Genomic DNA, 21,836 nt, shown 5'->3' with positions numbered 1-21,836 from the left:
ATCACCCGCCGCGTGTGCTCGCTCAGTCGACCCCGGGCCGACTGCCCCGGGGCCGACGACGGTCGCCGGAAAGTGACACACGTCAGTCGTAGCGTGGCCGCCATGACAACCTGCGCTGTCGAAGCCCTCCGATCGTGCGCGGTCGGCGGCCGCGCGTTCGACGGGAACCGGCGATGACCGACCTGAGCTGGGCCCAGGTGTCCGCTCGGCGTCTCGTGCGGCACAGGCTCTTGGGGTCGACGTCGAGCGCGGCGGACGCCGGAGGCGTCGCCGACGTGGCGTCGGCGATCAGCGGCGCGCACGCCCAGATCGCGTCGGCCGCCGAGCTGTCCATCGGACTGCGGGTGCCGGGCGCGACCCGTGCCCTGGTACGCCGGGCACTGTGGACCGACCGCACCCTGGTCAAGACCCGTGGGCCACGCGGGACCGTGCACCTGCTCGCCGCGGCGGACCTGCCGATGTGGGTCGGGGCGCTGACCGCGTTGCCGGCACCGTCCCGGGATCAGAATTCGTCCCTGCTGACGCCCCGGCAGACCGAGCAGGTCCTCGCGGCCATCGCCGACGCGGTCGCCGAGGCCGACCTGACCACCGGCGAGCTGACCGAGGAGGTCGTCGCCCGTACCGGCCCGTGGGCGGGTGACCTGGTCATGGAGGCGTTCCAGGACAAATGGCCCCGGTGGGTCGCGGCGATGACCGCCGCCACCCGGGGTGGGGTGGTCTGCTTCGGCCCGAATCGCGGCCGGGCCAGCACGTACACCAGCCCGACCCGGTGGCTGCCCGACTTCGCGCCGATGCCCGGTCCCGCCGCCCTGGCCGCCCTCGTCCGCGGCTACCTGCACGCGTACGGGCCGGCCACCCCGGCACAGTTCGCCCGGTGGATGGCGGTGTCCCCGGCGTGGGCGACGTTGCTGTTCGACTCGCTCGATCTGACCGAGGTGACAGTCGAGGGCACCCGGGCCTGGGTGACCGCCGACGACACCGAATTCCCCGACGACCGGCCGTCCGGGTTGCGGCTGCTGCCGTACTTCGACGCGTACCAGGTCGGCTGCCACCCCCGCGAACGGCTCTTCCCCGGTGCCGCCGCCGAGCGGGCGCTGGCCGGTGGCCAGGCCGGCAACTATCCGGTGCTGCTGGCCGACGGGGTGGTCGCGGGCGTGTGGCACCAACGCCGCTCCGGCCGCTCGATCCGAGTCACCGTCGAGCCGCTGCGGACGCTCGGTGCCGCCCAGCGACGGGCGTTGGGGGATGCGGTCGAGCGGATCGGCGAGATCCTGGAGGGCGAGGCGTCGCTGACCATCGGCACCGTCAGTGTCGGTCCGCACGCCTGAGGCCGCGCCGGCTCACCGCCTGGGCCACGATGGGAGCGTGCACCCCGAACCGGTCGACCACGCACCCCGGCAGGCGTTTCCCTGGACGCTCCTGCGCCAGCGCTGGGAGGACCTCACCTTCCTGCACTGGGCAGTCGCTCCGGAGGTGGTCGCGCCGTTGCTGCCCGCCGGCACTCGTCCGGACACGGTGCGGGGGGTCAGCTACGTGGGCCTGATCGGTTTTCGGATGGTCGGGCTGGGCTTCGGCCGTGGCCCGGGGGTGCCGTACTTCGGCACCTTCCCAGAGACCAACGTCCGGCTCTACTCCGTCGACGACGCCGGCCGGCGAGCGGTCGTGTTCCGGTCGCTCGACGCGTCCCGTCTGCTGCCGGTGCTGGTGGCGCGGGCGACGCTGCGCCTGCCGTACCTCTGGTCGTCGATGCGGTTGGATCGTGACGGCGACCGTCGCACCTACCGCTGCCGGCGACGGTGGCCGGGGCCGGCGGGCGCGTCGAGCCGGATGGTGGTGCGGGTAGGGGAGCGGATCGTCGAGCCGACCCCGCTCGAACACTTCGTCACCGCCCGCTGGGGGCTGCACACCCGGGCCTACGGGCGCACGCTGCACCTGCCGAACTGGCATCCGAGCTGGCCACTGCACCGGGCCGAGGTGTTGCACCTCGATGACGAGTTGGTCGTCGCCGCCGGACTGCCGGCACCGGTCGGGCCACCGGTGAGCGTGCTCTACTCGCCAGGTGTCGGGGTCCGGTTCGGCCCGCCGGTGGCGGCCCGGCCGCAGGGTGCCGGGCCGCCGGAGCGGTAGGACTAGTAGCGGCCACCCTCGGGTGCGGGCAGCGCGTCCAGGTCCGCCAGGTCCTCGGCGCTGAGCCGCACGTCGGCGGCAGCGCAGTTGTCCACCAGGTACTTCGGGGTCTTGGTGCCGGGGATCGGAACGACCCGGTCACCCTGGGCGACCACCCACGCGAGGGCGACCTGCACGGGGCTCACGCCGGCCCGGTCGGCGATCTCCCGGACGCGGGCGACGATGGCGAGGTTGGCGCGCAGCGCGTCCTGCTGGAAGCGCGGCAGGCCACGCCGGAAGTCGTCGGCGGGCAGGTCGTCGAACGAGGTGAACCGGCCGGCGAGGAAACCCCGACCGAGCGGGGAGAACGGCAGGAAGGCGATGCCCTGCTCGCCGCAGTACGGCAACACCTCGGTCAACGGGTCGCGGGTCCACAGCGACAGCTCGGACTGCACCGACGCCACCGGGTGCACCGCCTGGGCCCGCGCGATCTGCGCGACACTCACCTCTGACAACCCGAGCTGCCGGGCCTTGCCCGCTGCCACGATCTCGGCCATCGCGCCCCAGGACTCCTCAATGGGCACCTCCGGATCGACCCGGTGCAGCTGGTAGAGGTCGACGTGGTCGGTGCCGAGCCGGCGCAGGCTCTCGTCGATCGCCGCCCGGATGTGCTCCGGGCGGCCGTTGTTGCCGATCTTCGGTGAGTTGCCGGGACCACCGGTGGGGGAGGTGGCTACCAGGCCGACCTTCGTGGCCAGCACGGCCCGCTCCCGGTGCCCGCCGGCCAGCGCTCGCCCGACCAGCTCCTCATTGGTGTACGGCCCGTACACGTCGGACGTGTCGATCAGCGTCGCGCCCAGGTCCAGTGCCTGACGGATGACGGAGATCGACGTGTCGTCGTCGCGGGGGCCGGTGATGTCGTAGCCGTGGCTCATGCCCATGCAGCCGAGGCCGATGACGCCGACCTCGGGTCCGGTGCTGCCCAGCGTGGTGGTTCGCATGCGCCCCACGCTACGACCGGATTGGCGGACCCGCACCCGCCGTGGCGGGCACAGCCGCTCCCGGGGGTACGTGACGACACTCACCAGAAGTGGACTCGCCGACGCGTACCGGGAGTGGTGTTCCTTCGTGCCCGACCTGTTCGGACGCCTCGCCCGCGACCGGGTCCTCGCCGACGCGTTCTTCGAGGGCAGGCTGGTGCCCGCCGCGCGCATCCTGGCCCTGATCGGGCAGCTGGTGGCGGCAGCCCGAGCGTCCGGCAGGATCCGCCCGGACGCCGGCGAGCAGGACATCCGGGTGATCCTCTGCGGAGCGGTCCGGCAGCTCATCGTGCTCGACGAGCGCGACCCGGCGGTGTGGCGCCGGTACGCCGACCTCGTGCTCAACGCGCTGCGCCCCTGACGGCCTCGGTCGACAATGGGGAGAAAGCTCGGCCGACGTGTCGAGGACGGTGCGCCGGTTTCGACCTTGGGTTGAGGGCCGGAGCAGCCGGCATCGCCGACGAGCCGACACGGCACGGACCGAGGAGTGGATCGATGACGAAGGTGACGACCGGGGCGACGATGTCGTTGGACGGCTACATCGCGGACGCGTCCCACGGTGGCTTCGAGTACCTCTTCCAGTGGTACGAGAACGGCGACGTCGAGACGCCGACGGCCGACCCCGAGCTGACCTTTCGGACCTCCGCTGCGAGCGCCCGGCACCTGCGGGCCCTCACCGAGCGGACCGGCGCGCTCGTCGTCGGCCGGCGGCTCTTCGACATCACCAGCGGGTGGGGTGGTCGGCATCCGTTGGACGTGCCCGTCGTCGTGGTCACTCACAGCGTGCCGGAGGGTTGGGCAGCCGAGAACGACTCCTTCGTCTTCGTCAGCGACGGCATCGAGAGCGCGATCGCCCGGGCCAAGGCGATCGCCGGCGACAAGGAGGTCGGTGTCAACGGGGGCACCATCGCCGCCCAGGTCGTCGAGGCCGGCCTGCTCGACGAGGTGCACGTCGACCTCGTCCCGGTCCTGCTCGGTGCCGGCGTTCCGCTCTTCGCCGACCTGAAGATCGCCCCACTTCAGCTGGACGGCCCGTTCAGCGTCGTCGAGGGCGACGGCGTCACCCACCTGGCCTACCGGGTACGCCGAGCGTCCTGAGCGCCCGCGGGGACCGGCCTGATCGGGGCCGGGCGCCGGTGCTGAGCCCTCCGGCCAGAGCCTCCACCTTGCCCCCATAGGCGACGATCGATATTGTGCGCCCAGGCGCCGCCCCGCCTCAGACCACCACCGTCGATCCGAAGCGGGTTCCGCATGCGCACACCGAGACTTGTCACGACCCTGGCCGTCATCGGCCTGCTCGCCGGCGGGGCGGCCCTGGCCGCCCCCATACCGGCCAGCGCGGCGAGCGCTGTGTTCTCCGTGACCAACAACTGGGGCAACGGCTACCAGGGGCAGGTCACCGTCACCAACAACACCTCCGCCCAGATCACCAGTTGGCGGGTCGAGTTCGACCTGCCGTCCTCCTCGACCGTCAGCCAGTCGTGGAACGCGCAGCAGACGACCTCGGGCAGCCACTACACGTTCGCCAACATGTCCTGGAACGGCACCCTCGCCGCCGGCGCGTCGACGTCGTTCGGCTTCCTTGCCAACGGCACCGGCACCCCGCTCAACTGCACGGTGAACGGCGCGAGCTGCGCCGGCGGTCCGCCCCCGACCACCCCGCCACCCACCACGCCGCCGCCGACCACCCCGCCGCCGAGCACCGGCACGCCGGTCGAGCGGCACGGGCAGCTGCGGGTCTGCGGCACCACCATGTGCGACAAATCCGGCGCGCGGGTGCAGCTACGGGGCATCAGCAGCATGTGGCTCAACTGGGAAACCGCCCCGTACGCCGAGAACCTCTCCGCGCTGCGCTGGATGCGGGACAACTGGAACCTCCAGGTGATCCGCGCGGCCATGGGGGTAGAGCCGGCGGGGGCGTACCTCAGCGACCCGAACAAGGCCCGCGCGCAGGTGGAGACCATCATCAACAACGCGGTCACCGCCGGGGTCTACGTGATCGTCGACTGGCACGCGCACGAGGCGCAGAACAACCAGTCCCAGGCGGTGGCGTTCTTCGGTGACCTGGCCCGCCGGTACGGCCACCTGCCCAACGTCATCTGGGAGCCCTACAACGAGCCACTCCAGGTCAGCTGGACCAACGTCATCAAGCCGTACCACCAGGCGGTGGTGTCCGCGATCCGCGCCGCCGACCCGGACAACATCGTCGTGCTCGGCACCCCGACCTGGTCACAGGACGTGGACGTCGCGGCGGCCAGCCCGGTCACCGGCACCAACCTGATGTACACCCTGCACTTCTACTCCTGCACGCACGGGGCTTCACTGCGCGCAAAGGGCGACGCGGCGATCCGCGCGGGTCTGGCGCTGTTCGTCACGGAGTGGGGTGCCAGCAACGCCGATGGCGGCCTCGACGGCCGGGCCTGCCTGCCGGAGGCGCAGTCCTGGATCGACTGGATGAAGACGAACGGCATCTCCTGGACGGCCTGGAAGCTCGACGTCGGCACCGACACCACCAATCTGCTCAGCCCGGGAGCGCCGGTGACCGGCGGGTGGACCAACTACCTGCACGGCCACGCGCCGTTCGTGGTGGCCAGCATGAGGTGACCCAGGCCGCTCCTTGACAGTGAGTGATCGAATCGAGACGGCTGATGTCGGGGTGTCCAGGCCGGTGGGACACCCCGACATCACCTGCGGTCACTACCACCACCACCGCGCGTCACGGCCGCCGTGGGAGGGTCACTGTGTGAAGGCCCGCCGGTACGCGGTAGGGGTGGTGGCGAAAGCCCGCTGGAAATGCGCGCGGAGGTTGGTCGCCGTGCCCAGGCCGGTACGTCGGGCGACCTCGTCGATGGTGATCCCTGGATGCTCCTGGGCGAGCGCGTCGGCGTGCGCCCAGCGCTGAGCAGGGCGGGTAGAACGGGCGCGTCACCTTAACGCGCCGGAAACACCCCCGGTACCAACCCTGGGAACGCTCGTCGGACAGCCAGACCACCGACATGCGAACCGGGGTGACCATGGCCGACAACACCACGAACGCGCCGACGTACGACGAGCCGGTCAGCCGGTCCGGCAACGGCCGGACGCTGCCCGCCCCCCGTACCAATCCGGTCCTGTCGCTGGACGACGGTGACCCGGCGGACCTGGCCACGATCGGGGTGGAGGAGGAGTTCCACGTCGTCGACCTGCACACCCGGGAGTTGGTGCCCCGCGCCGGGGAGTTGCTCGACCGGTTGCCGGCGGCCTCGTTCACCGCCGAGTTGCACCGCAGCGTGGTGGAGACCAACACCGCGGTCTGCCGCACCCTGGACGAGATCCGCGCCGAGCTGACCGGGCTGCGTCAGGCGGCCGTCCACGTCGCCGACCGGGCCGGTCTGGGCATCGTGGCGGCCGGTACGGTGCCGCTGCGCGCCGACGGCGACCCCAGCGTCACCCCCACCTCCCGCTACCGGCGGATGCTCGACGAGTACCAGATGCTCGCCCGGGAGCAGTTGATCTGCGGAGCGCAGGTGCACGTCGGCGTCTCCGACCGGGACCTGGCGGTGGCGGTCACCCGCCGGGTCCAGCCGTGGCTGCCGGTGCTGCTGGCCCTCTCCACCAGCTCGCCGTACTGGATGGGTCAGGACAGCGGCTACGCCAGCGTGCGGTCCCTGGTCTGGCAGCGGTGGCCCACCGCCGGTGACCCGGGCGAGGTGACCAGCGCCGCGGACCACGAGGCGCTGGTCGCCGAGCTGATCTCCTCCGAGACCATCACCGACCCCGCCATGATCTATTTCGACGTCCGGCCGTCGGCGCACGTGCCCACAGTGGAGCTGCGGATCACCGACGCCAACGCCGACGTGGAGACCATCGTCCTGCTCACCGGTCTGTTCCGGGCGCTCGTCCGACGGGAGGTCGCCGCCCTGCGCGCCGGGGTGGAGCGTACGGCCGTCCGACCACCGGTGCTGCGCGCCGCCGTGTGGCGGGCGGCCCGCTCCGGGTTGGAAGGTGACCTGCTCGACCTGCCCCGGTCGGCCCGACCGGTGCCGGCCGCCCAGGCGGTCCGCCGCCTGGTGAGCGACCTGCGCCCACAGTTGGAGGCGACCGGGGACTGGGAGCAGGTCAGCGAGCTGACCCGGTACGCGCTGGAACGCGGCAGCTCCGCAGCCCGGCAGCGGCGGGCGTACGAACGACGGGGCCGGTTGGCCGACGTGGTCGACCTGCTGCTCGACGAGACCCGGGGCCGGGTCCGCGGCCCGCTGCCGGGTACGCCGACACCGCCCGCGCTGCCCACGTACGCCGACGCCGGCGACGAGGTCTTCGGACCGGCCGGACCGCAACCGGCGTACGCCCCGATGCTCGCGGCCCTGCGCCAACTCGGCGCCGGGGCCCTGCGTCGACGCGAACACGACCGGGATGAGGAGCAGCGGGCCCGGGGCGTGACGTTCAGCGTGGCCGGCGAGGCGAGCACCCGGCTCTTCCCGGTCGACCTGGTGCCCCGGGTGGTGCCCGCCGCAGACTGGCGGACCCTGCGTACCGGCCTGGTGCAACGCGCCCGCGCCCTCGACGCCTTCCTGCGCGACGTCTACGCCGATCGGGCAGTGGTGGCCGACGGCGTGGTGCCGGCGTGGGTGGTGGAGTCCTCACCCGGCCTGCGCCCGACCGGGGCGCTGATGGGCCGGCGGGGCACCCGCGCCCAGGTGTCCGGCACCGACCTCGTCCGGGACCCGGACGGCGGCTGGTATGTGCTGGAGGACAACCTGCGGGTGCCCTCCGGGATCGGTTACGCGGTGCAGAACCGTCGGCTGACCCAGGCGGTGCTGCCGGAGCTGCCGGTGCCGGCGGATCTGCTGCCCGCCGACGAGACGCCGGCGATGCTGTACCGGGCGCTGGTCGCCGCCGCGCCCGCCGCGGCCGACGACCCCGCCGTGGTGGTGCTCAGCAGCGGCCCCGGTGATCCGGCGTGGTTCGAGCACCGGCTGCTCGCCGACGAGATGGGCGTGCCGCTGACCGAGACCAGCGACCTGCTGGTGGAGGAGGGGCGGGTCCGGCTGGTCCGCGAGGGCTGCCGCCGCGAGGTCGACGTGATCTACCTGCGGATGGACGAGGAGGCGCTGCTGCACGCGCCCGGCGCGGACGGGGTGCCGCTGGGCTGGCCGCTGCTCGCCGCCGTGCACGCCGGGCGGCTCACACTGGCCAATGCGCTGGGCAACGGCGTCGGTGACGACAAGGCGCTGTACGCGTACGTGCCCCGGCTGATCGAGTACTACCTGGGCGAGAAGCCGCTGCTCGGGGACGTGCCGACCTACCTGTGTGGGCTGCCCGAGCAGCGGGCCGAGGTGCTGGGCCGGCTCGACGAGCTGGTCCTCAAGCCGGTCGACGGGTACGGCGGTGACCGGGTGGTGATCGGCCCCCGCGCCGAGGCGGAGGAGTTGGACGCCGTCCGGGAGCAGATCCTCGCGGCCCCGCACCGGTGGATCGCCCAGGAGATGATCGCGCTGACCACCCACCCGGTCTTCGACGGCACCGCGCTGGCTCCCCGCCACGTCGACCTGCGGGCGTTCGTGTTCCTCGGCGACACCGCCGAGGTCGCGCCGGTGGCGCTGACCCGGGTGGCGCCGGCCGGCAGCATGATCGTCAACTCGTCGCGCGGCGGCGGTTCCAAGGACACCTGGCTGCTCGGTGGAGCCGACGAACCGTCGGCGTAACCGACGCTTGACCCACCCGTCATCGGGACGCAACCCGGTCCGCCAAGCCTGGACCGGTCAGCGCCCCCAGCGGATCCAGCCGATGAGAGGTGTGAGCCATGTGCGGTATCGGAGGCGAGTTCCGCCTCGACGGGGCGCCACCGGACCTGGCCGCCGTCGAGCGGATGCTCCCCGCCCTGGCCTCCCGGGGCCCGGACGGCGAGGGTCGGTGGCAGCAGGGGTCGGTGGCCCTGGTTCACCGCCGACTGCGCATCATCGACCTGTCCGACGCGGGCGCCCAGCCGATGGTCGACCACGAGCTGGGTCTGGCAGTGGTCTTCAACGGCTGCGTCTACAACTACCGGGAGCTGCGCGACGAGCTGACCGCCGCCGGCTACTCCTTCCGGTCCACCTCGGACACCGAGGTGATCCTCAAGGCGTACCACCGGTGGGGGACGGCCTGCGTCGAACGGTTCTACGGGATGTTCGCGTTCGCCCTGGTCGAGCTGGCCACGCACACCCTGGTGCTGGCCCGGGACCGGCTCGGCATCAAACCGCTCTACCTGGCCGAGGGGCCGGGCCGGCTGCGCTTCGCCTCGACCCTGCCGGCGTTGCTCGCCGCCGGTGACGTGGACACCGACCTCGACCCGGTGGCGCTGCACCACTACATGAGCTTCCACTCGGTGGTGCCGCCACCGCGCACGATCCTCGCCGGGGTCCGCAAGCTGCCGCCGGCCACCGTCCGGGTGATCACCGCGGACGGCCGGAGCACCGACACCACCTACTGGCGGCCGGAGTTCAACCGGGCCGCCGCCCCCACCATGTCCGCCGACGAGTGGCAGGAACGGCTCATGGCGGCGTTGCGCACCGCCGTACGACGGCGGATGGTCGCCGACGTGCCGGTCGGCGTGCTGCTCTCCGGCGGTCTCGACTCCAGTCTCATCGTCGCCCTGCTGGCCGAGCAGGGCCAGACCGGCCTGGCCACCTTCAGCATCGGCTTCGAGGCGGCAGCGGGGGAGAGCGGCGACGAGTTCCACTACTCCGACCTGATGGCCCGCCACTTCGACACCGACCACCAGCAGATCCGCATCGGCGCGAAGCGGTTCGTGCCCGCCGTGCACCAGGCCATCGCGGCGATGAGCGAGCCGATGGTCAGCCACGACTGCGTCGCGTTCCACCTGCTCTCCGAGGAGGTCTCGCAGCGCATCACCGTGGTGCAGTCCGGACAGGGCGCCGACGAGATCCTCGCCGGCTACGACTGGTACCCGCCGATGGCCAACGTGGCCCGCGCGGACGCCGTCGAGGCGTACGCCCGGGTGTTCTTCGATCGTCGCCACGAGGCGCTCGGCGGGCACCTGGCGCCCGAGTGGATGCTCGACCACGACGCCAGCCTGGAGTTCGTCGCCACGCACTTCGGCGCGCCCGGCGCGGACACCGCGCTGGACGCGGCGCTGCGCCTGGACAGCCTGGTGATGCTCGTCGACGACCCGGTCAAGCGGGTCGACAACATGACGATGGCCTGGGGGCTGGAGGCCCGCGTGCCGTTCCTCGACCACGAGGTGGTCGAGCTGGCCGCCGCCTGCCCACCGACCTTGAAGCTGGCGCAGGGCGGCAAGGGGGTGCTGAAGGCCGCGAGCCGGGGCATCGTGCCGGACGAGGTGATCGACCGGCCGAAGGGCTACTTCCCGGTGCCCGCCATCCGGCACCTCTCGGGTCCACTGCTCGATGACGTGCGGGACGCGCTGACCGCCCGCCCGGCGCGCGAGCGGGGCCTGTTCCGCAAGGACTACCTGGAGGAGTTGCTGGACGCGCCGAACACCCAGCGGACCACGCTGGGCTCCAACGCGCTCTGGCAGCTGGGGCTGCTGGAGCTCTGGTTGCAGCGGATCGGGGTTTAGATGAGCGTACGGATTGAGCCGCCGCGCACCACCCGGCGGCCCCGACCCGCGACCCACCGGCCGGTGTCGCCGCCGGTGCCGATCACCGAGGACTTCGCCCCCGCACCGTCCCCCGACGGCCAGCGGGTGGCATTCCTCTCCGACCGGGCCGGCACGCCCGGTGTCTGGGTCTGCGAGGTCGACGCGGGGGCGCCCGTCGCGCTGCCCGTCGGCGACGAACCGGTTCTCGCCCTGAGCTGGTCTCCGGACGGCCAGTGGCTGGCCTGTGTCGTCGCCCCCGGCGGCGCGCCCCGCACCGAGCTGTGGGTGCTGCGCCCGGACGGCACGCGACGCCACCAGGTTGCCGGGTTCGGCCGCCGCAGCGCCGCGCTGGCCGGCTGGCTGCCGCACGGCGCCGTGCTGGCGGTCACCGAGACCGACGAGCACGGGCAGGCCCTGCTTGTCGACGCGTCCACCGGGCACCGGCGGGTGCTCGCCCAGGGCGACCTGCTCACCCTCCTGGACGTGACCCCGGACGCGGGCACCGCGTTGCTGCGCCGCGGCCCCCGTAACGCCCGCTGGCTGGAGGTGCTCGACGTGGCCACCGGTGTCCTGCGGCGGCTCTTCCCGGACACCGGGCGGGGCAGCACCGACCAGGGTTGGTTCGGCCCGGACGGAACGAGCGTGCTGGCCCGCACCGACGCGTACTCCGAACTCGCCGCGCTGGTACGGGTCGACCTGACCCAACCGGAGCAGCCGCCGACCCGGCTCGCCGGACGACCGGACGCCGAGCTGGAACACGTCACACCCAGCGCGGACGGTCAGCGCGGCGCGTTGCTGTGGAACACCTACGGCGGGCGCAGCGAGCTGACCCTGCTCGACTTCGCCAGCGGTGTGCAGCGGGCCGTCGCCGCCCCCGGCGAGGTGCTCGGCGACGCCGTCTTCGCCGCCGACGGCGGCCTGCTCTGCCTCACCGCGCAGGGGCCGGTGCAGCCCCGGGAGGTGTGGCTGGTCGACCCGTCGACCGGGGCGCCGCGCCCGCTGCGGCCGGACACCGGCGTTTCGCGTACGGACAACGCCGGTGTCGCACCGCACCTTCTCGACCTGCGCTCCCGCGACGGGTTGCCGCTGTCCGGCTGGCTCTACCGCCCGGCCGGGCCGGGCCCCTGGCCGACCGCGATCAGCCTGCACGGTGGCCCGGAGGCGCAGGAACGTCCCGGCTACAACGCGCTGTTCCAGGCTCTGGTGGCGCAGGGCATCGCAGTCTTCGCGCCCAACGTCCGTGGGTCGTCCGGGTTCGGCCGTTCGTTCGTCGCCGCCGACAACCTCGCCGGCCGCTACGGGGCGATCGCCGACGTGGCGGCCTGCGCCGACTTCCTCGTCGACGCCGGCGTCGCCCGGCCCGGCCAGCTCGGCGTGCTGGGCCGCTCCTACGGCGGTTACCTGGTCCTCGCGGTGCTGGTGAACTTCCCCGGCCTGTTCGCCGCCGGGGTAGCCGAGTGCGGCATCTCCGACTTCCGGACCTTCTTCGCCGGCACCGAGCCGTGGATCGCCGCCGCCGCGGTCAGCAAGTACGGCGACCCGCACCGGGACGCCGACCTGCTGCGCGACCTCTCCCCGCTGACCCACATCGACCGGCTGGACGTGCCGGTGCTGCTGATCCACGGCGCCAACGACACCAACGTGCCGGCGGGCGAGTCAGCCCAGGTCGCCCAGGCCCTCGCCGACCGGGGTGTGCCGCACGGGCACCTGGTGCTCGCCGGGGAGGGGCACGACTTCCTGTCGCGGGCCAACGCCGAGGCGGCCCGGACAGCCACCACCGGCTGGCTGACCCGGCACCTCGCCGCGACCGCGACCGTCGTCGGCTGAGGCGTTATCCTGCGCCAGTGGAGGTCGCGGCGCAGGACGAGCGGTTGGCCGCGGACCTGGGTCGCTGGCTGGCCGAGGTCACCTTCGTCGACCTGGACACCGACGAGGTCACCGCGCGGGTGATCGACTCGGTGGTGCGGTGGGCCGAGGCCCAGGGCTGGCGGGTCTACCGGCGCGCGCCCAGCGTGCTGCCGCTGCCACCGCCGCTGGAGCAGCGGCACTCGGTGCTCGACGTGGCGTGTGCCCGTCCGGACGGTCCGCCCGTCGTGGTGGAGGTCGACCACACCGACCGGGCCCGTACGGTGCAGAAGCTGCGCGCGGAGGCGGACGCCGGCCGGATCCCGCTCTGGGTGCGGTGGGGCGTCGGGCGTTTCACCGCGCCGCCACCGCCGGTGCGGATGGTGACCGTCGAGGTGACCCGGCGGGCCGGTCCGGCCGGGCGCGGACGGCTGCACAGCCGCGGCGGTGACCGCCCTGCCCCGGCCCACTCGAGCGGCGGCGGTACGGTGACCCCGCAGGCGCTGCCGATCCCCTTGACCGAACGGGCGCCGGGCCCGGTCGGCGACGCCGGTAAGCGCACCTGAAGCGAATCGTAAGCGGGCTCCGCCAGAGTTCTGGGTGTCACCGGAGAGCACGACAGACACCCAGGAGATCCCGATGCGCAAGCTCGTCAACTCGACCTACATCACCCTCGACGGCGTCATCGAGAACCCGATGTGGACCATGCCGTACTTCGACGAGGAGGCCGCCAGCCTCGCCGGGGCGCAGACCGAGGAAGCCGACGCGATGCTGATGGGCCGGGCCACCTACGACGGCATGTCCGCCGCCTGGCCGACCAGGGACGAGAGCGACCCGAGCACGGGCGCCGCGTACTTCAACAACGTCAAGAAGTACGTCGCCTCGACCACCCTGACCAACCCCACCTGGAACAACACCGACGTGCTCCAGGGCGACCTGGTCGAGGCGGTCACCGCGCTCAAGGCCCAGCCGGGCAGGAACATCATCCAGTACGGCTTCGGCTCGGTCACCGCCCAGTTGATCCGGGCGGGCCTGGTGGACGAGGTCCGGTTCTGGATCCACCCGGTGCTGGAGGGCGGCCCCAGCCTCACCGCGCCCCTGGCCGACGTCAAGGCGTCGTTCGACCTGGTCGACACCCGGGTGCACAAGAGCGGCGTGATCGTCGCCTCGTACCAGCCGAAGGTGACCTCCTGAGCACCGGTCAGAGCTGGGCCCGGGCCTCGCCCGGGCTCAGCCGCGCGCCCTCGGCGAGCAGTGCGTCGAAGCGTTCCGGCCCGAGTTCGGCCCGCAGGCGTGCGGTCACCCGGTCGGTGTCGTCGCGTTCGGCCGGCGCGGCGGGGGACTGCGTGGCGATCCGGGCGGCGGCCGCGGCGCCCAGCAGCCGGGCGGCGACCTCGGGGGAGCGCACCGCCGCCGCCATCCCCTCCAGCGGGCCGACCGCGTCGCGCATCGTCGCCATCGCCTCGGCGACCTCGAACGCCTCGACGTGCAGGGCCAACGCGGCGTCCGGGTCGCCGCCCTGCTCGACCGCGTAGCCCAGCTCCACCAGCACCATCGGCAGGTAGAGCGCGGGTTGGCTCTCTTCCCGGCCCAGGTCGGCGAGGCGGCTGAGGTGGGTGACGGCCAGGTCGAGCTTGCCGTCGCGGCGGGCGGCCAGCCCGAGGCTCATCTCCGCGAAGATCAGCGCGCCGGGCGAGCCCTGCTCCACCGCCAGGTCGTAGGCGCGTTCGGCCAGTTCCCGACCCTGGGCGTAGTCGCGGGTCTGCACGGCGAGCCAGGCCAGCCAGGACAGCTCGGCGCAGACCTGCGGCCACAGCGCCAACTCCTCGGCCCAGCGCAGCCCCTCCCGGTGCAGCGCGGCGGCGCGCTCGTGCTCGCCACGCATGTCCGCCAGCCCACCCACCCACTCCGTCGCCCGGAGCCGACCCCACCGGTCGCCGAGGTCGGCGAAGAGCATGGCGCTGCGGGTCGCGGTGCGCTCCAGGGTGGCCTGGTCACCGTTGGCGTGGGCGATGTGGGCCAGGGTGGTGAGCACCGCCGCCTCGGTCCACTTATCGGTGGCGGCGGTGGGCAGCAGCTCCGCGACCAGGGCCAGGTCGCCGTGTTCGATCACCGCGTTGGCCGCGAACCACGCGGCGTGGCTGCCCGGGTCGGCGGCCACGGCGGCGCGCACGTCGTCCGGTGCGATCACCTCGCCCTGCGACAGGGCGAAGCCGACCCGCCAGGGTGCGGCGCGGGCCTCCTGCTCCGCGTCGCCGGGCACGGCCAGCGCCCGCCGTGCCTCGGTGAGCCGGCCGCGCAGGAACCAGTACCAGCTCAGTGCGACCGCCAGGCGCAGCCCGCCACCGTGCGCCAGCGCCGACCGCAGGTTCGCCAGCTCGGTGTCGAGCAGCGCCAGCCACCGCTGCTGGTCGGCCCCGCGCAGCCCGGGGTCGGCGCGTTCGGCCAGCTCGGTGTAGTAGGAGGCGTGCCGCCCGCGTACCTCGTCGGGGTCGCTGAGACGGTCCAGGCAGAACGCGGCCACCGATTCGAGCAGCCGGTAGCGGGGGGCCGCGCCGGAGTCGTCGAGCACCACCAGCGATCGGTCCACCAGCCGGGCGAGGGCGTCCAGGTCGGTTCGGCAGACCTCTTCCGCGGCCTCCGGGGTGCAGCCGTCCGGGAACACCGCCAGTTGGGCGAGCACCACCCGGTCGGACTCGTCCAGGAGGTCCCAGCTCCAACCGATCACCGCGGTGAGCGTCCGCTGCCGGGGTGGCACGTCCCGCTGCGCGGAGGTGAGCAGCCGGAACCGGTCGTCGAGCCGCTCCACCACCCCGCGTACGCCCAGCGCGCGGACCCGGGTCGCGGCCAGCTCCAACGCCAGCGGCAGCCCGTCGAGGCGGCGGCACAGCTGGGCCACCGCCGTCGCGGTCGGCCCGTCGAGGCGGAAACCGCGCTGCTGTGCGGCGGCGCGGGCGACGAACAACCGGGCCGCCGCCGAGCGCCGGACCGCGTCCAGGTCACCGTTGTCGGGTACCGGCAGTGGGGGTACCTCCCAGAGCAGCTCACCGGTCAGCCCGAGTGGCTCCCGGCTGGTGGCCAGCACGCTCACCCCGGGCACGTCGCGCAGCAGCCGGGCGACCAGCTCGGCGACCGGTTCGATGACGTGTTCGCAGTTGTCCAGCACGAGCAGCACCTGCCGGTGCCGCAGCGCGGTGACCAACCGGTCGGCGGGGGACTGGGTTGTTCCGGCGGCCTCGTGTGCGCCCAGAGCGGCGAGAACCTGTTCGGCGACGCGGGCGTCACCGGCCGGGAGCGGGGCCAGCTCGACCAGTCGGACGCCGTCCGGGTAGGACGCCGCGCGGGCCGTCTCGGTGGCCAGTCGGGTCTTGCCGACGCCGCCCGGGCCGACCAGCGTGACGAGCCGCTGCCGGGGCAGCAGCGCCCGCAGTTCGGCCAGCGCCTCGTCCCGCCCGATCAACTCGTCGAGCGGGGCCGGCAGGTTGCCCCGGACGATCGCGGCCTTCGGCGGGGCGTTCAGGCCGGCGTCCTGTTCGAGGATCCTGCGGTGCAGGTCGACCAGCTCCGGGCCGGGATCGAGGCCCAGCTCCTCGGCGAGGCGGGCCCGCAGCTCGGCGTAGCTCTCCAACGCCTCGGACTGGCGGCCGGCCGCGTACAACGCGCGTAGCTGCACCGCCCGCAGGCCCTCGCGCAGCGGATGCCTCGCGACCAGCTCAACCAGGTCAGCGGCCACCAGGTCATGCTCACCCCGGGCCAGCCGGGCCTGCGCCAACCGCTCCTGAACGACGAGGCGCTGCTCGGCGAGGCGGGCCGCCTCGGCCCGCACGAACTCGGCGTCGGCCACGTCGGCGTACGCCTCGCCGCGCCACAAGGCGAGGGCCTCGGTCAGCCGGTCGACGTCGGCGCAGCGGGCCAGCTCGTCGAAGCGGTCGACGTCGACCGCTTCGACCCGCAGCAGGTAGCCGGGTGGCCGGGACTCGACCAGCTCGCGGGCGCCGGGCTCAGCGTCGTTGAGCGCCTTGCGCAGCTGCGACACCCGCACCTGGAGGGCCCCGGTCGGATTGGCGGGGGCGTCCTCACCCCACAGGTCGTCGATGAGGCGGTCCGCCGAGACCACCTGGTTGCGGTTGGCCAACAGATCGGCCAGCAACGCCCGCACCTTGGTGCCGGGCACCACCACCGGCTCGCCGACGTCCGTGGTCACGGCGAGCGGCCCGAGCACCCCGAACTGCACGGCGGTCATCCTAGCGCCGGTCAGGCGACCCAAAGCACACCGCGACGGGCGGGAACCACCAACGCGTCCCCGCACCACAGAGAGACCCACCAGCGCCGATCCCCCGCCCCGCCCTGCCCGCCCCGCCCTTGCCCGCCCCGCCCCGCCCTTGCCCGCCCCGCCCCGCCCCTGCCCTCCCCGCCCTGCACCCCGCACCCCGCACCCCACCCCCCAGTCCGTCGATCATGGACTTATGGTGGCCGCTCTAGCCGCGAAAACCCGTTATGTGCACCACCACAACTCCATGATCGACGGCGCGTGGGGTTGCCGCGGCCCGGGAGACCCCACTCTCCCGCGATCTTGCACTTTCTGCGGTGACATACGTGGCGTAAGCCGGCATTACGGCAGCACAAAGTGCAAGATCGCGTGGGCTGGGGTGGAGATGTTTTGGGGTTGGTTGCTTGGGGCAATTAAGCCGTCGACTGCATCTCTCTCTTGAAGGACGGCTTCCCGTGGAAATTTCCGGCTTTTTCGCCGCCATCATCATCGGCCTGGTCATCGGCGCGCTGGGCCGGCTGGTCATCCCAGGCAAGCAGAACATCCCCATCTGGCTGACACTGCTCATCGGTGTGGTCGCGGCGATCCTCGGCACACTCGTCGCCGGTGCCCTCGGCGTCGCCGAGACCGGCGGAATCGACTGGATCGAGCTGATGCTGCAGGTCGCTTTCGCCGCTGTCGGCGTGGCGATCGTCGCCGGTACCCACGGCCGCCGCCGGGTGCGCTGACCTCCCACACCGTCGCGCCTCTCGCACTATCGCGCCCTTCGCACTATCGCGCCCTTCGCGCCATCGCGCCCTTCGCGCCATCGCGCCGGCCCGCCCTCCGCAGGAGGGTGGGCCGGCGCTGCGTCCGGGTTCGGATGGGAGGGCGGCGACCCGTCTGCAAGCGCTGAAGAATGCGCCCCGGCCTGATGCACGTTCCCAGGGGACGGACCTGCGCCGCTCAGCACCGGCCGCCACCACGAGGCCCTCCCGGCATGCTTGCGGCGGTGCTGCCTCGCTGACAACGAGCCGGCCCACAATCACCGCATGACGAAGTTCGCCCGTCCCCGGTGATGGCGCGCGGCCGGCTCAGGGGGTAGAAACATGTCAACCCTTCGGTGCGACCCCACCTTCGGCCGTCGGGCTCAGAGAGCGCTCTCACCGCCCCCAGCTGCGCCGGACGTACGCCGGCCAGCGGAGAGGACGAACCACGTGACAACCCTGTCCCGCCGCGTACGCCGGAGATCCGGTCGTACCCTCCTGCTCGCCCTGGTGTTGACCACCGCCACCACGATGACCAGCACGGTGGCCAGCGCCGGCCGCCCGACGCACGGCGCACCCGATTTCGGCCCGAACGTGACGATCTTCGACCCGTCCATGCCGGTCGGCGAGATCCAGCAGACCCTCGACGCGGCGCACGCCCGGCAGGTCGACAACGAGATGGGCACCGAGCGGCACGCCTACCTCTTCAAGCCCGGCACGTACGGCACGGCCGCGCAGCCGTTGCAGGCCAAGGTCGGCTACTACACCGAGGTGTCCGGCCTGGGCGCCTCGCCCACCGACGTCACCGTCAACGGCAAGTTGGAGGTCTACAACCGCTGCCTCGCCGACGGCGGCACCGGCAACTGCCTCGCGCTGGTCAACTTCTGGCGCACCCTGTCCAACCTCTCGCTCACCATCAACGCGGCCGGCCAGGACGGCTGCCGGTCGTCGGCGAACTTCTGGGCGGTCTCCCAGGCGGTGTCGATGCGCCGCCTGAACATCGGGGGCGGCGGTCTGTCGCTGATGGACTACTGCACGGCCGGCCCGCAGTACGCCAGCGGCGGGTTCATCGCGGACTCCCGGCTGCCGGCCACGACGAACGGTTCACAGCAACAGTGGCTGACCCGCAACAGCGAGGTCGGCAGTTGGTCCAACGCGGTGTGGAACCAGGTGTTCGCGGGGGTCGAGGGCGCGCCGGACGACGCCACGTTCCCCGACCCGCCGTACACCACCCTGGAGACCACTCCGCTGAGCCGGGAGAAGCCCTACCTCTTCGTCGACGGCAAGGGTCGCTACCAGGTGCGGGTGCCCGCCGCGCAGCGCGACAGCCGGGGCGTCTCCTGGGCTGACGGCATCACGCCGGGGCGCACCATCGGGATCGGCGACTTCTTCATCGCCAAGCCGTCGGACTCGGTACGCGTCATCAACAGCCAGCTGGCGCGGGGCAAGCACCTGCTGCTCACGCCCGGCACGTACGACATCGCGCGCAGCATCGAGGTTCGGCGTCCGAACACCGTGGTGTTGGGGATCGGGCACGCCACGCTGACCGCCGTGAACGGCGCGATCCCGCTGGACGTGGCCGGTGTTCCCGGGGTGATCGTCGCCGGTGTCACGATCGACGCCGGCCTCGTCGAGTCGCCGGTACTGCTGCGGGTCGGACGTGAGCACGGCCGCGACGCGAGCAGCCCGCACAACCCGACCACGCTCTCCGACGTGTACTTCCGGGTCGGCGGCCCGCACATCGGGCGGACGAACACCGCGCTGGAGGTCAACAGCGACAACGTGCTCATCGACCACACCTGGGTGTGGCGCGGTGATCACGGCGTCGAGGGCTTCACCGAGGGCGTCAACGGTGACACCGACCGCTGGCGTACGAACACCGGCCGCTACGGGGCCGTCATCAACGGCGACCACGTGACAGCGACGGGCCTCTTCGTCGAGCACTTCCAGCGCTACAACACGGTCTGGAACGGCGAGCACGGCACCACGATCCTCTACCAGAACGAGCTGCCGTACGACCCGCCGACGCAGGCCGACTGGATGAACGGCGCGGTCGAGGGCTGGGCCGGGTACAAGGTCGGTGACCGGGTGCGTCACCACACCCTGTACGGCGGCGGGGTGTACGTGTTCAACCAGAACAACCCGTCGATCCACACCGAGAACGGCTTCGAGGTCCCGAACCGGCCCGGGGTGCGGCTGCACCACATCATGACCGTCAACCTCAGCGCCGGCACGATCGACCATGTGGTCAACGGCGTCGGGGACGCCGCCGACATGACGAAGGTCGGCGCTCCGATCTATCTGGCCCAGTACCCGACCCCGTAGCGGGGATCGGGCGTACCGACGGGGCCGGAGCCGGCGATGGCTCCGGCCCCTTTGGGCTGGCTTGGTTGGGCCCCGGCCTGCTGCGGGTGGTTGCCCAGCTCGGCTGAGACCCGGCGGCCGGTCCATGCCGCGGCCGCAATCGCCAACGCGGGCTGGCGGCGACGAAGGCCCGCACAGGGCCTGATCCCGCCTGCTCAGGGGAACCTCTGACACGGCTTGAGCCGCAGGGTCACCTCCGCCTGCCGTCGACGGCTGGCGGGGAATCTCGCTCACGGTCTTGAATTCCTATTGAGTCGATAGGAAAATGGGCCAATGCCGGATGGTCCGTTCCTCACCTCGCGTCGGGCCGTTGACCTGATGCGGGTCGCCTCCGAGCTCTGTCCGGGTCGCTGACCACCGACCGGCTAGCACCACCCGCACCCTTCCTCCGGCCCCGCTGCCGAATCACGCGCCGTCCCGTGGTCCAACCGGCCCGGCGGCCTTCGCGTTGTCACCGAGGCCCCGTCTGTCTTGCTCGCCCCTCAACCGATCCCGCCACGGCCGGATCGGGCTATTCCTGGAGGTACGTCATGACCACCGATCCGTCACCGCCCACTCCGGAGACCGCCGGAGAGTCCCGGCTCGCGTTCAACGAGGACTGGGCGGCGACCATCCTCGGCCTGGCCCTGCTCGCCCTGGTCCTGCTCGGTGCCATCCCCGCCGGGCTGGTGCCCTGATGACCGCCGACGTGACCCGCACCGGCAATGAGCCCGGCACCTCCGCGGACGACCCGCCCACCGAGAGCGAACGCGACACGTCGTCGACCACAGCCGATCCCGTCGGGCCGACCAAGGTGGCGCGTGACGGCGCGTTCTGGGCGTGGACAGTGCTCGGCCTGCTGATCGTGGTCGGTCTCGCCGCGCTCACCCGCTACCTGGAGCAGAACGTCCCGGCCTGGGCCGACGGCACCGCCGTCGAGGACATCGGAGCGGCGATCGAGTACCCGGTGTACGCGATCCTGCTCGGCCTGCTCGGCAACGTCGCCGTCACGCTGCTCGGGTGGCGGGACCGGATCGCCGCCGCGTTCCGGACCGAGTTCTTCATCAAGACCGGTCTGGTGCTGCTCGGGGCGTCGATCAACCTGGCCGTCATCGCCAGCGCCGCCGGCCCGGCGATAGCCCAGGCGATTCTGCTGATCAGCGGGGTGTTCCTGTTCACCTGGTGGCTGGCCGGCAGGTTCGGCCTCGACGACAAGCTACGGGCGCTACTCGCGTCGGCCGTGTCGATCTGCGGAGTCAGCGCGGCGATCGCCGCCGCCGGTGCCGTGCGGGCGCGCCGCGAGCAGTTGGCCTACACGGCGAGTCTGGTCATCGTCTTCGCGTTGCCGTCCATCTTCGTCCTGCCCTGGTTGGCCGACGTGTTCGGGCTTTCCGACGCGGTGGCCGGCGCCTGGATCGGTGGCAACATCGACACCACGGCTGCGGTCACCGCGGCGGGAGCGCTCGCCGGTGAGGAGGCGCTCCAGATCGCCAGCATCGTCAAGGTCACCCAGAATGCCCTGATGGGTGTGGTGGCGGTCGCGCTCACCGCGTACTTCACACTGCGGGTGGAACGACGGCCCGGCGCGGCCCGACCGGGCCTCGGTGAGCTGTGGACGCGGTTTCCGAAGTTCGTCCTCGGCTTCATCGCGGCCTCGGTCATCGCCACCTGGTACCTCGACGCCGCTGGCGCGGACGGCAAGGCCACCATCGCCATCGTCAACGACCTGCGCGTGTGGTTCCTGATCCTGGCCTTCGTCAGCATCGGCCTGGAGGTGCGGGTCGCGTCGCTGCGGGAGGCCGGTTGGCGGCCAGTGGCGGTGTTCGCCAGTGCCACAGTGTTCAACCTCGCGTTGGCGCTCGCCCTGGCGTCCCTGCTGTTCCGCAACTTCTCGGTCTGAGCCA

At 72.5% G+C, this 21,836-nt stretch carries 17 protein-coding genes and 1 pseudogene; 15 read left to right on the top strand and 3 right to left on the bottom strand.

Going from position 1 to position 21,836, the window contains the following annotated elements; genetic code table 11:
* The first annotated feature begins 173 nt into the window (after positions 1-173).
* The gene (locus ACIBEF_RS22030; RefSeq protein WP_396795057.1) at positions 174-1,328 is read left to right on the top strand and encodes a winged helix DNA-binding domain-containing protein; all 1,155 of its coding nucleotides are present in this window, start codon (positions 174-176) and stop codon (positions 1,326-1,328) included.
* 37 nt (positions 1,329-1,365) lie between these two features.
* The gene (locus tag ACIBEF_RS22025; RefSeq protein WP_396795056.1) at positions 1,366-2,127 is read left to right on the top strand and encodes a YqjF family protein; all 762 of its coding nucleotides are present in this window, start codon (positions 1,366-1,368) and stop codon (positions 2,125-2,127) included.
* Between the two features lie 2 nt (positions 2,128-2,129).
* Here ACIBEF_RS22025 and ACIBEF_RS22020 read toward each other — a convergent pair whose 3' ends face one another.
* Positions 2,130-3,107, bottom strand: a complete 978-nt coding sequence (locus ACIBEF_RS22020; RefSeq protein ID WP_396795055.1) for an aldo/keto reductase — start codon at positions 3,105-3,107, stop codon at positions 2,130-2,132.
* Here ACIBEF_RS22020 and ACIBEF_RS22015 point away from each other — a divergent pair.
* The 3 genes from ACIBEF_RS22015 to ACIBEF_RS22005 all read left to right on the top strand — a co-directional run bounded on the left by ACIBEF_RS22015 (position 3,106) and on the right by ACIBEF_RS22005 (position 5,750).
* A complete protein-coding gene (locus tag ACIBEF_RS22015; RefSeq protein WP_396795054.1) occupies positions 3,106-3,507 on the top strand; it encodes a hypothetical protein in 402 nt (133 codons plus the stop codon). The genes ACIBEF_RS22020 and ACIBEF_RS22015 overlap by 2 nt on opposite strands.
* Before the next feature lie 134 nt (positions 3,508-3,641).
* Complete coding sequence (locus tag ACIBEF_RS22010) at positions 3,642-4,244, top strand: dihydrofolate reductase family protein (RefSeq protein WP_396795053.1); 603 nt, start codon at positions 3,642-3,644, stop codon at positions 4,242-4,244.
* A 153-nt stretch (positions 4,245-4,397) separates the two neighbouring features.
* Positions 4,398-5,750 (top strand): cellulase family glycosylhydrolase, encoded by a 1,353-nt coding sequence (locus ACIBEF_RS22005; RefSeq protein WP_396795052.1) that lies wholly within the window; start codon positions 4,398-4,400, stop codon positions 5,748-5,750.
* A gap of 132 nt (positions 5,751-5,882) precedes the next feature.
* Here ACIBEF_RS22005 and ACIBEF_RS22000 read toward each other — a convergent pair.
* A pseudogene (locus ACIBEF_RS22000) lies at positions 5,883-6,038 on the bottom strand (AraC family transcriptional regulator); the annotation flags it as partial.
* Positions 6,039-6,142: 104 nt separating this feature from the next.
* On the opposite strand from ACIBEF_RS22000, the gene ACIBEF_RS21995 reads away from it, so the two are divergent.
* From ACIBEF_RS21995 to ACIBEF_RS21975, 5 genes are all read left to right on the top strand, one after another.
* Positions 6,143-8,830: a glutamate--cysteine ligase gene (locus ACIBEF_RS21995; RefSeq protein WP_396795051.1), complete on the top strand. Its 2,688-nt coding sequence runs from the start codon at positions 6,143-6,145 to the stop codon at positions 8,828-8,830.
* A 98-nt stretch (positions 8,831-8,928) separates the two neighbouring features.
* Positions 8,929-10,707, top strand: a complete 1,779-nt coding sequence (locus ACIBEF_RS21990; RefSeq protein ID WP_396795050.1) for an N-acetylglutaminylglutamine amidotransferase — start codon at positions 8,929-8,931, stop codon at positions 10,705-10,707.
* A complete protein-coding gene (locus ACIBEF_RS21985) occupies positions 10,708-12,555 on the top strand; it encodes a S9 family peptidase (protein ID WP_396795048.1) in 1,848 nt (615 codons plus the stop codon). It abuts the gene before it with no gap.
* Between the two features lie 17 nt (positions 12,556-12,572).
* The gene (locus ACIBEF_RS21980; protein WP_396795047.1) at positions 12,573-13,139 is read left to right on the top strand and encodes a hypothetical protein; all 567 of its coding nucleotides are present in this window, start codon (positions 12,573-12,575) and stop codon (positions 13,137-13,139) included.
* A gap of 73 nt (positions 13,140-13,212) precedes the next feature.
* Positions 13,213-13,767 (top strand): dihydrofolate reductase family protein, encoded by a 555-nt coding sequence (locus tag ACIBEF_RS21975; protein WP_396795046.1) that lies wholly within the window; start codon positions 13,213-13,215, stop codon positions 13,765-13,767.
* A 7-nt stretch (positions 13,768-13,774) separates the two neighbouring features.
* Here the strand turns inward: ACIBEF_RS21975 and ACIBEF_RS21970 are convergent, their stop codons facing one another.
* A complete protein-coding gene (locus ACIBEF_RS21970; protein ID WP_396795045.1) occupies positions 13,775-16,816 on the bottom strand; it encodes a BTAD domain-containing putative transcriptional regulator in 3,042 nt (1,013 codons plus the stop codon).
* Between the two features lie 482 nt (positions 16,817-17,298).
* Between ACIBEF_RS21970 and ACIBEF_RS21965 the strand changes: the two genes are divergently transcribed.
* The 5 genes from ACIBEF_RS21965 (at position 17,299) to ACIBEF_RS21945 (ending at position 21,832) form a co-directional block, all read left to right on the top strand.
* The gene (locus tag ACIBEF_RS21965; protein ID WP_396795069.1) at positions 17,299-17,571 is read left to right on the top strand and encodes a GlsB/YeaQ/YmgE family stress response membrane protein; all 273 of its coding nucleotides are present in this window, start codon (positions 17,299-17,301) and stop codon (positions 17,569-17,571) included.
* A 549-nt stretch (positions 17,572-18,120) separates the two neighbouring features.
* A complete protein-coding gene (locus tag ACIBEF_RS21960; protein ID WP_396795068.1) occupies positions 18,121-19,914 on the top strand; it encodes an adenylyl cyclase in 1,794 nt (597 codons plus the stop codon).
* 312 nt (positions 19,915-20,226) lie between these two features.
* Positions 20,227-20,307 carry a putative leader peptide gene (locus ACIBEF_RS21955; protein ID WP_355006783.1) on the top strand — a complete coding sequence of 27 codons (81 nt, stop codon included), beginning with the start codon at positions 20,227-20,229 and terminating at the stop codon, positions 20,305-20,307.
* 176 nt (positions 20,308-20,483) lie between these two features.
* Positions 20,484-20,630, top strand: coding sequence for a hypothetical protein (locus ACIBEF_RS21950; RefSeq protein ID WP_396795044.1), 147 nt, complete (start codon positions 20,484-20,486; stop codon positions 20,628-20,630).
* The gene (locus ACIBEF_RS21945) at positions 20,630-21,832 is read left to right on the top strand and encodes a YeiH family protein (RefSeq protein ID WP_396795043.1); all 1,203 of its coding nucleotides are present in this window, start codon (positions 20,630-20,632) and stop codon (positions 21,830-21,832) included. The genes ACIBEF_RS21950 and ACIBEF_RS21945 overlap by 1 nt, the downstream gene beginning before the upstream one ends.
* Positions 21,833-21,836 lie beyond the last annotated feature (4 nt).

Origin of the sequence: Micromonospora sp. NPDC050795, assembly GCF_044456785.1 — a bacterium.
Classification (GTDB): domain Bacteria; phylum Actinomycetota; class Actinomycetes; order Mycobacteriales; family Micromonosporaceae; genus Micromonospora.
Note: the sequence above shows the minus strand (reverse complement) of the source record. Positions and strands in the feature narration are given on the sequence as shown.

What these genes read in the sequence shown, in the direction of transcription:
- ACIBEF_RS21990 (WP_396795050.1), top strand. Translation starts at nt 8,929, where the DNA reads ATGTGCGGTATCGGAGGCGAGTTCCGCCTCGACGGGGCGCCACCGGAC.
- ACIBEF_RS22015 (WP_396795054.1), top strand. Translation starts at nt 3,106, where the DNA reads ATGCGCCCCACGCTACGACCGGATTGGCGGACCCGCACCCGCCGTGGC.
- ACIBEF_RS21960 (WP_396795068.1), top strand. Translation starts at nt 18,121, where the DNA reads ATGACCAGCACGGTGGCCAGCGCCGGCCGCCCGACGCACGGCGCACCC.
- ACIBEF_RS21950 (WP_396795044.1), top strand. Translation starts at nt 20,484, where the DNA reads ATGACCACCGATCCGTCACCGCCCACTCCGGAGACCGCCGGAGAGTCC.
- ACIBEF_RS21945 (WP_396795043.1), top strand. Translation starts at nt 20,630, where the DNA reads ATGACCGCCGACGTGACCCGCACCGGCAATGAGCCCGGCACCTCCGCG.
- ACIBEF_RS22020 (WP_396795055.1), bottom strand. Translation starts at nt 3,107, where the DNA reads ATGCGAACCACCACGCTGGGCAGCACCGGACCCGAGGTCGGCGTCATC.
- ACIBEF_RS22030 (WP_396795057.1), top strand. Translation starts at nt 174, where the DNA reads ATGACCGACCTGAGCTGGGCCCAGGTGTCCGCTCGGCGTCTCGTGCGG.
- ACIBEF_RS22005 (WP_396795052.1), top strand. Translation starts at nt 4,398, where the DNA reads ATGCGCACACCGAGACTTGTCACGACCCTGGCCGTCATCGGCCTGCTC.
- ACIBEF_RS21995 (WP_396795051.1), top strand. Translation starts at nt 6,143, where the DNA reads ATGCGAACCGGGGTGACCATGGCCGACAACACCACGAACGCGCCGACG.
- ACIBEF_RS22010 (WP_396795053.1), top strand. Translation starts at nt 3,642, where the DNA reads ATGACGAAGGTGACGACCGGGGCGACGATGTCGTTGGACGGCTACATC.
- ACIBEF_RS21975 (WP_396795046.1), top strand. Translation starts at nt 13,213, where the DNA reads ATGCGCAAGCTCGTCAACTCGACCTACATCACCCTCGACGGCGTCATC.
- ACIBEF_RS21955 (WP_355006783.1), top strand. Translation starts at nt 20,227, where the DNA reads ATGCCGGATGGTCCGTTCCTCACCTCGCGTCGGGCCGTTGACCTGATG.
- ACIBEF_RS21970 (WP_396795045.1), bottom strand. Translation starts at nt 16,816, where the DNA reads ATGACCGCCGTGCAGTTCGGGGTGCTCGGGCCGCTCGCCGTGACCACG.
- ACIBEF_RS21985 (WP_396795048.1), top strand. Translation starts at nt 10,708, where the DNA reads ATGAGCGTACGGATTGAGCCGCCGCGCACCACCCGGCGGCCCCGACCC.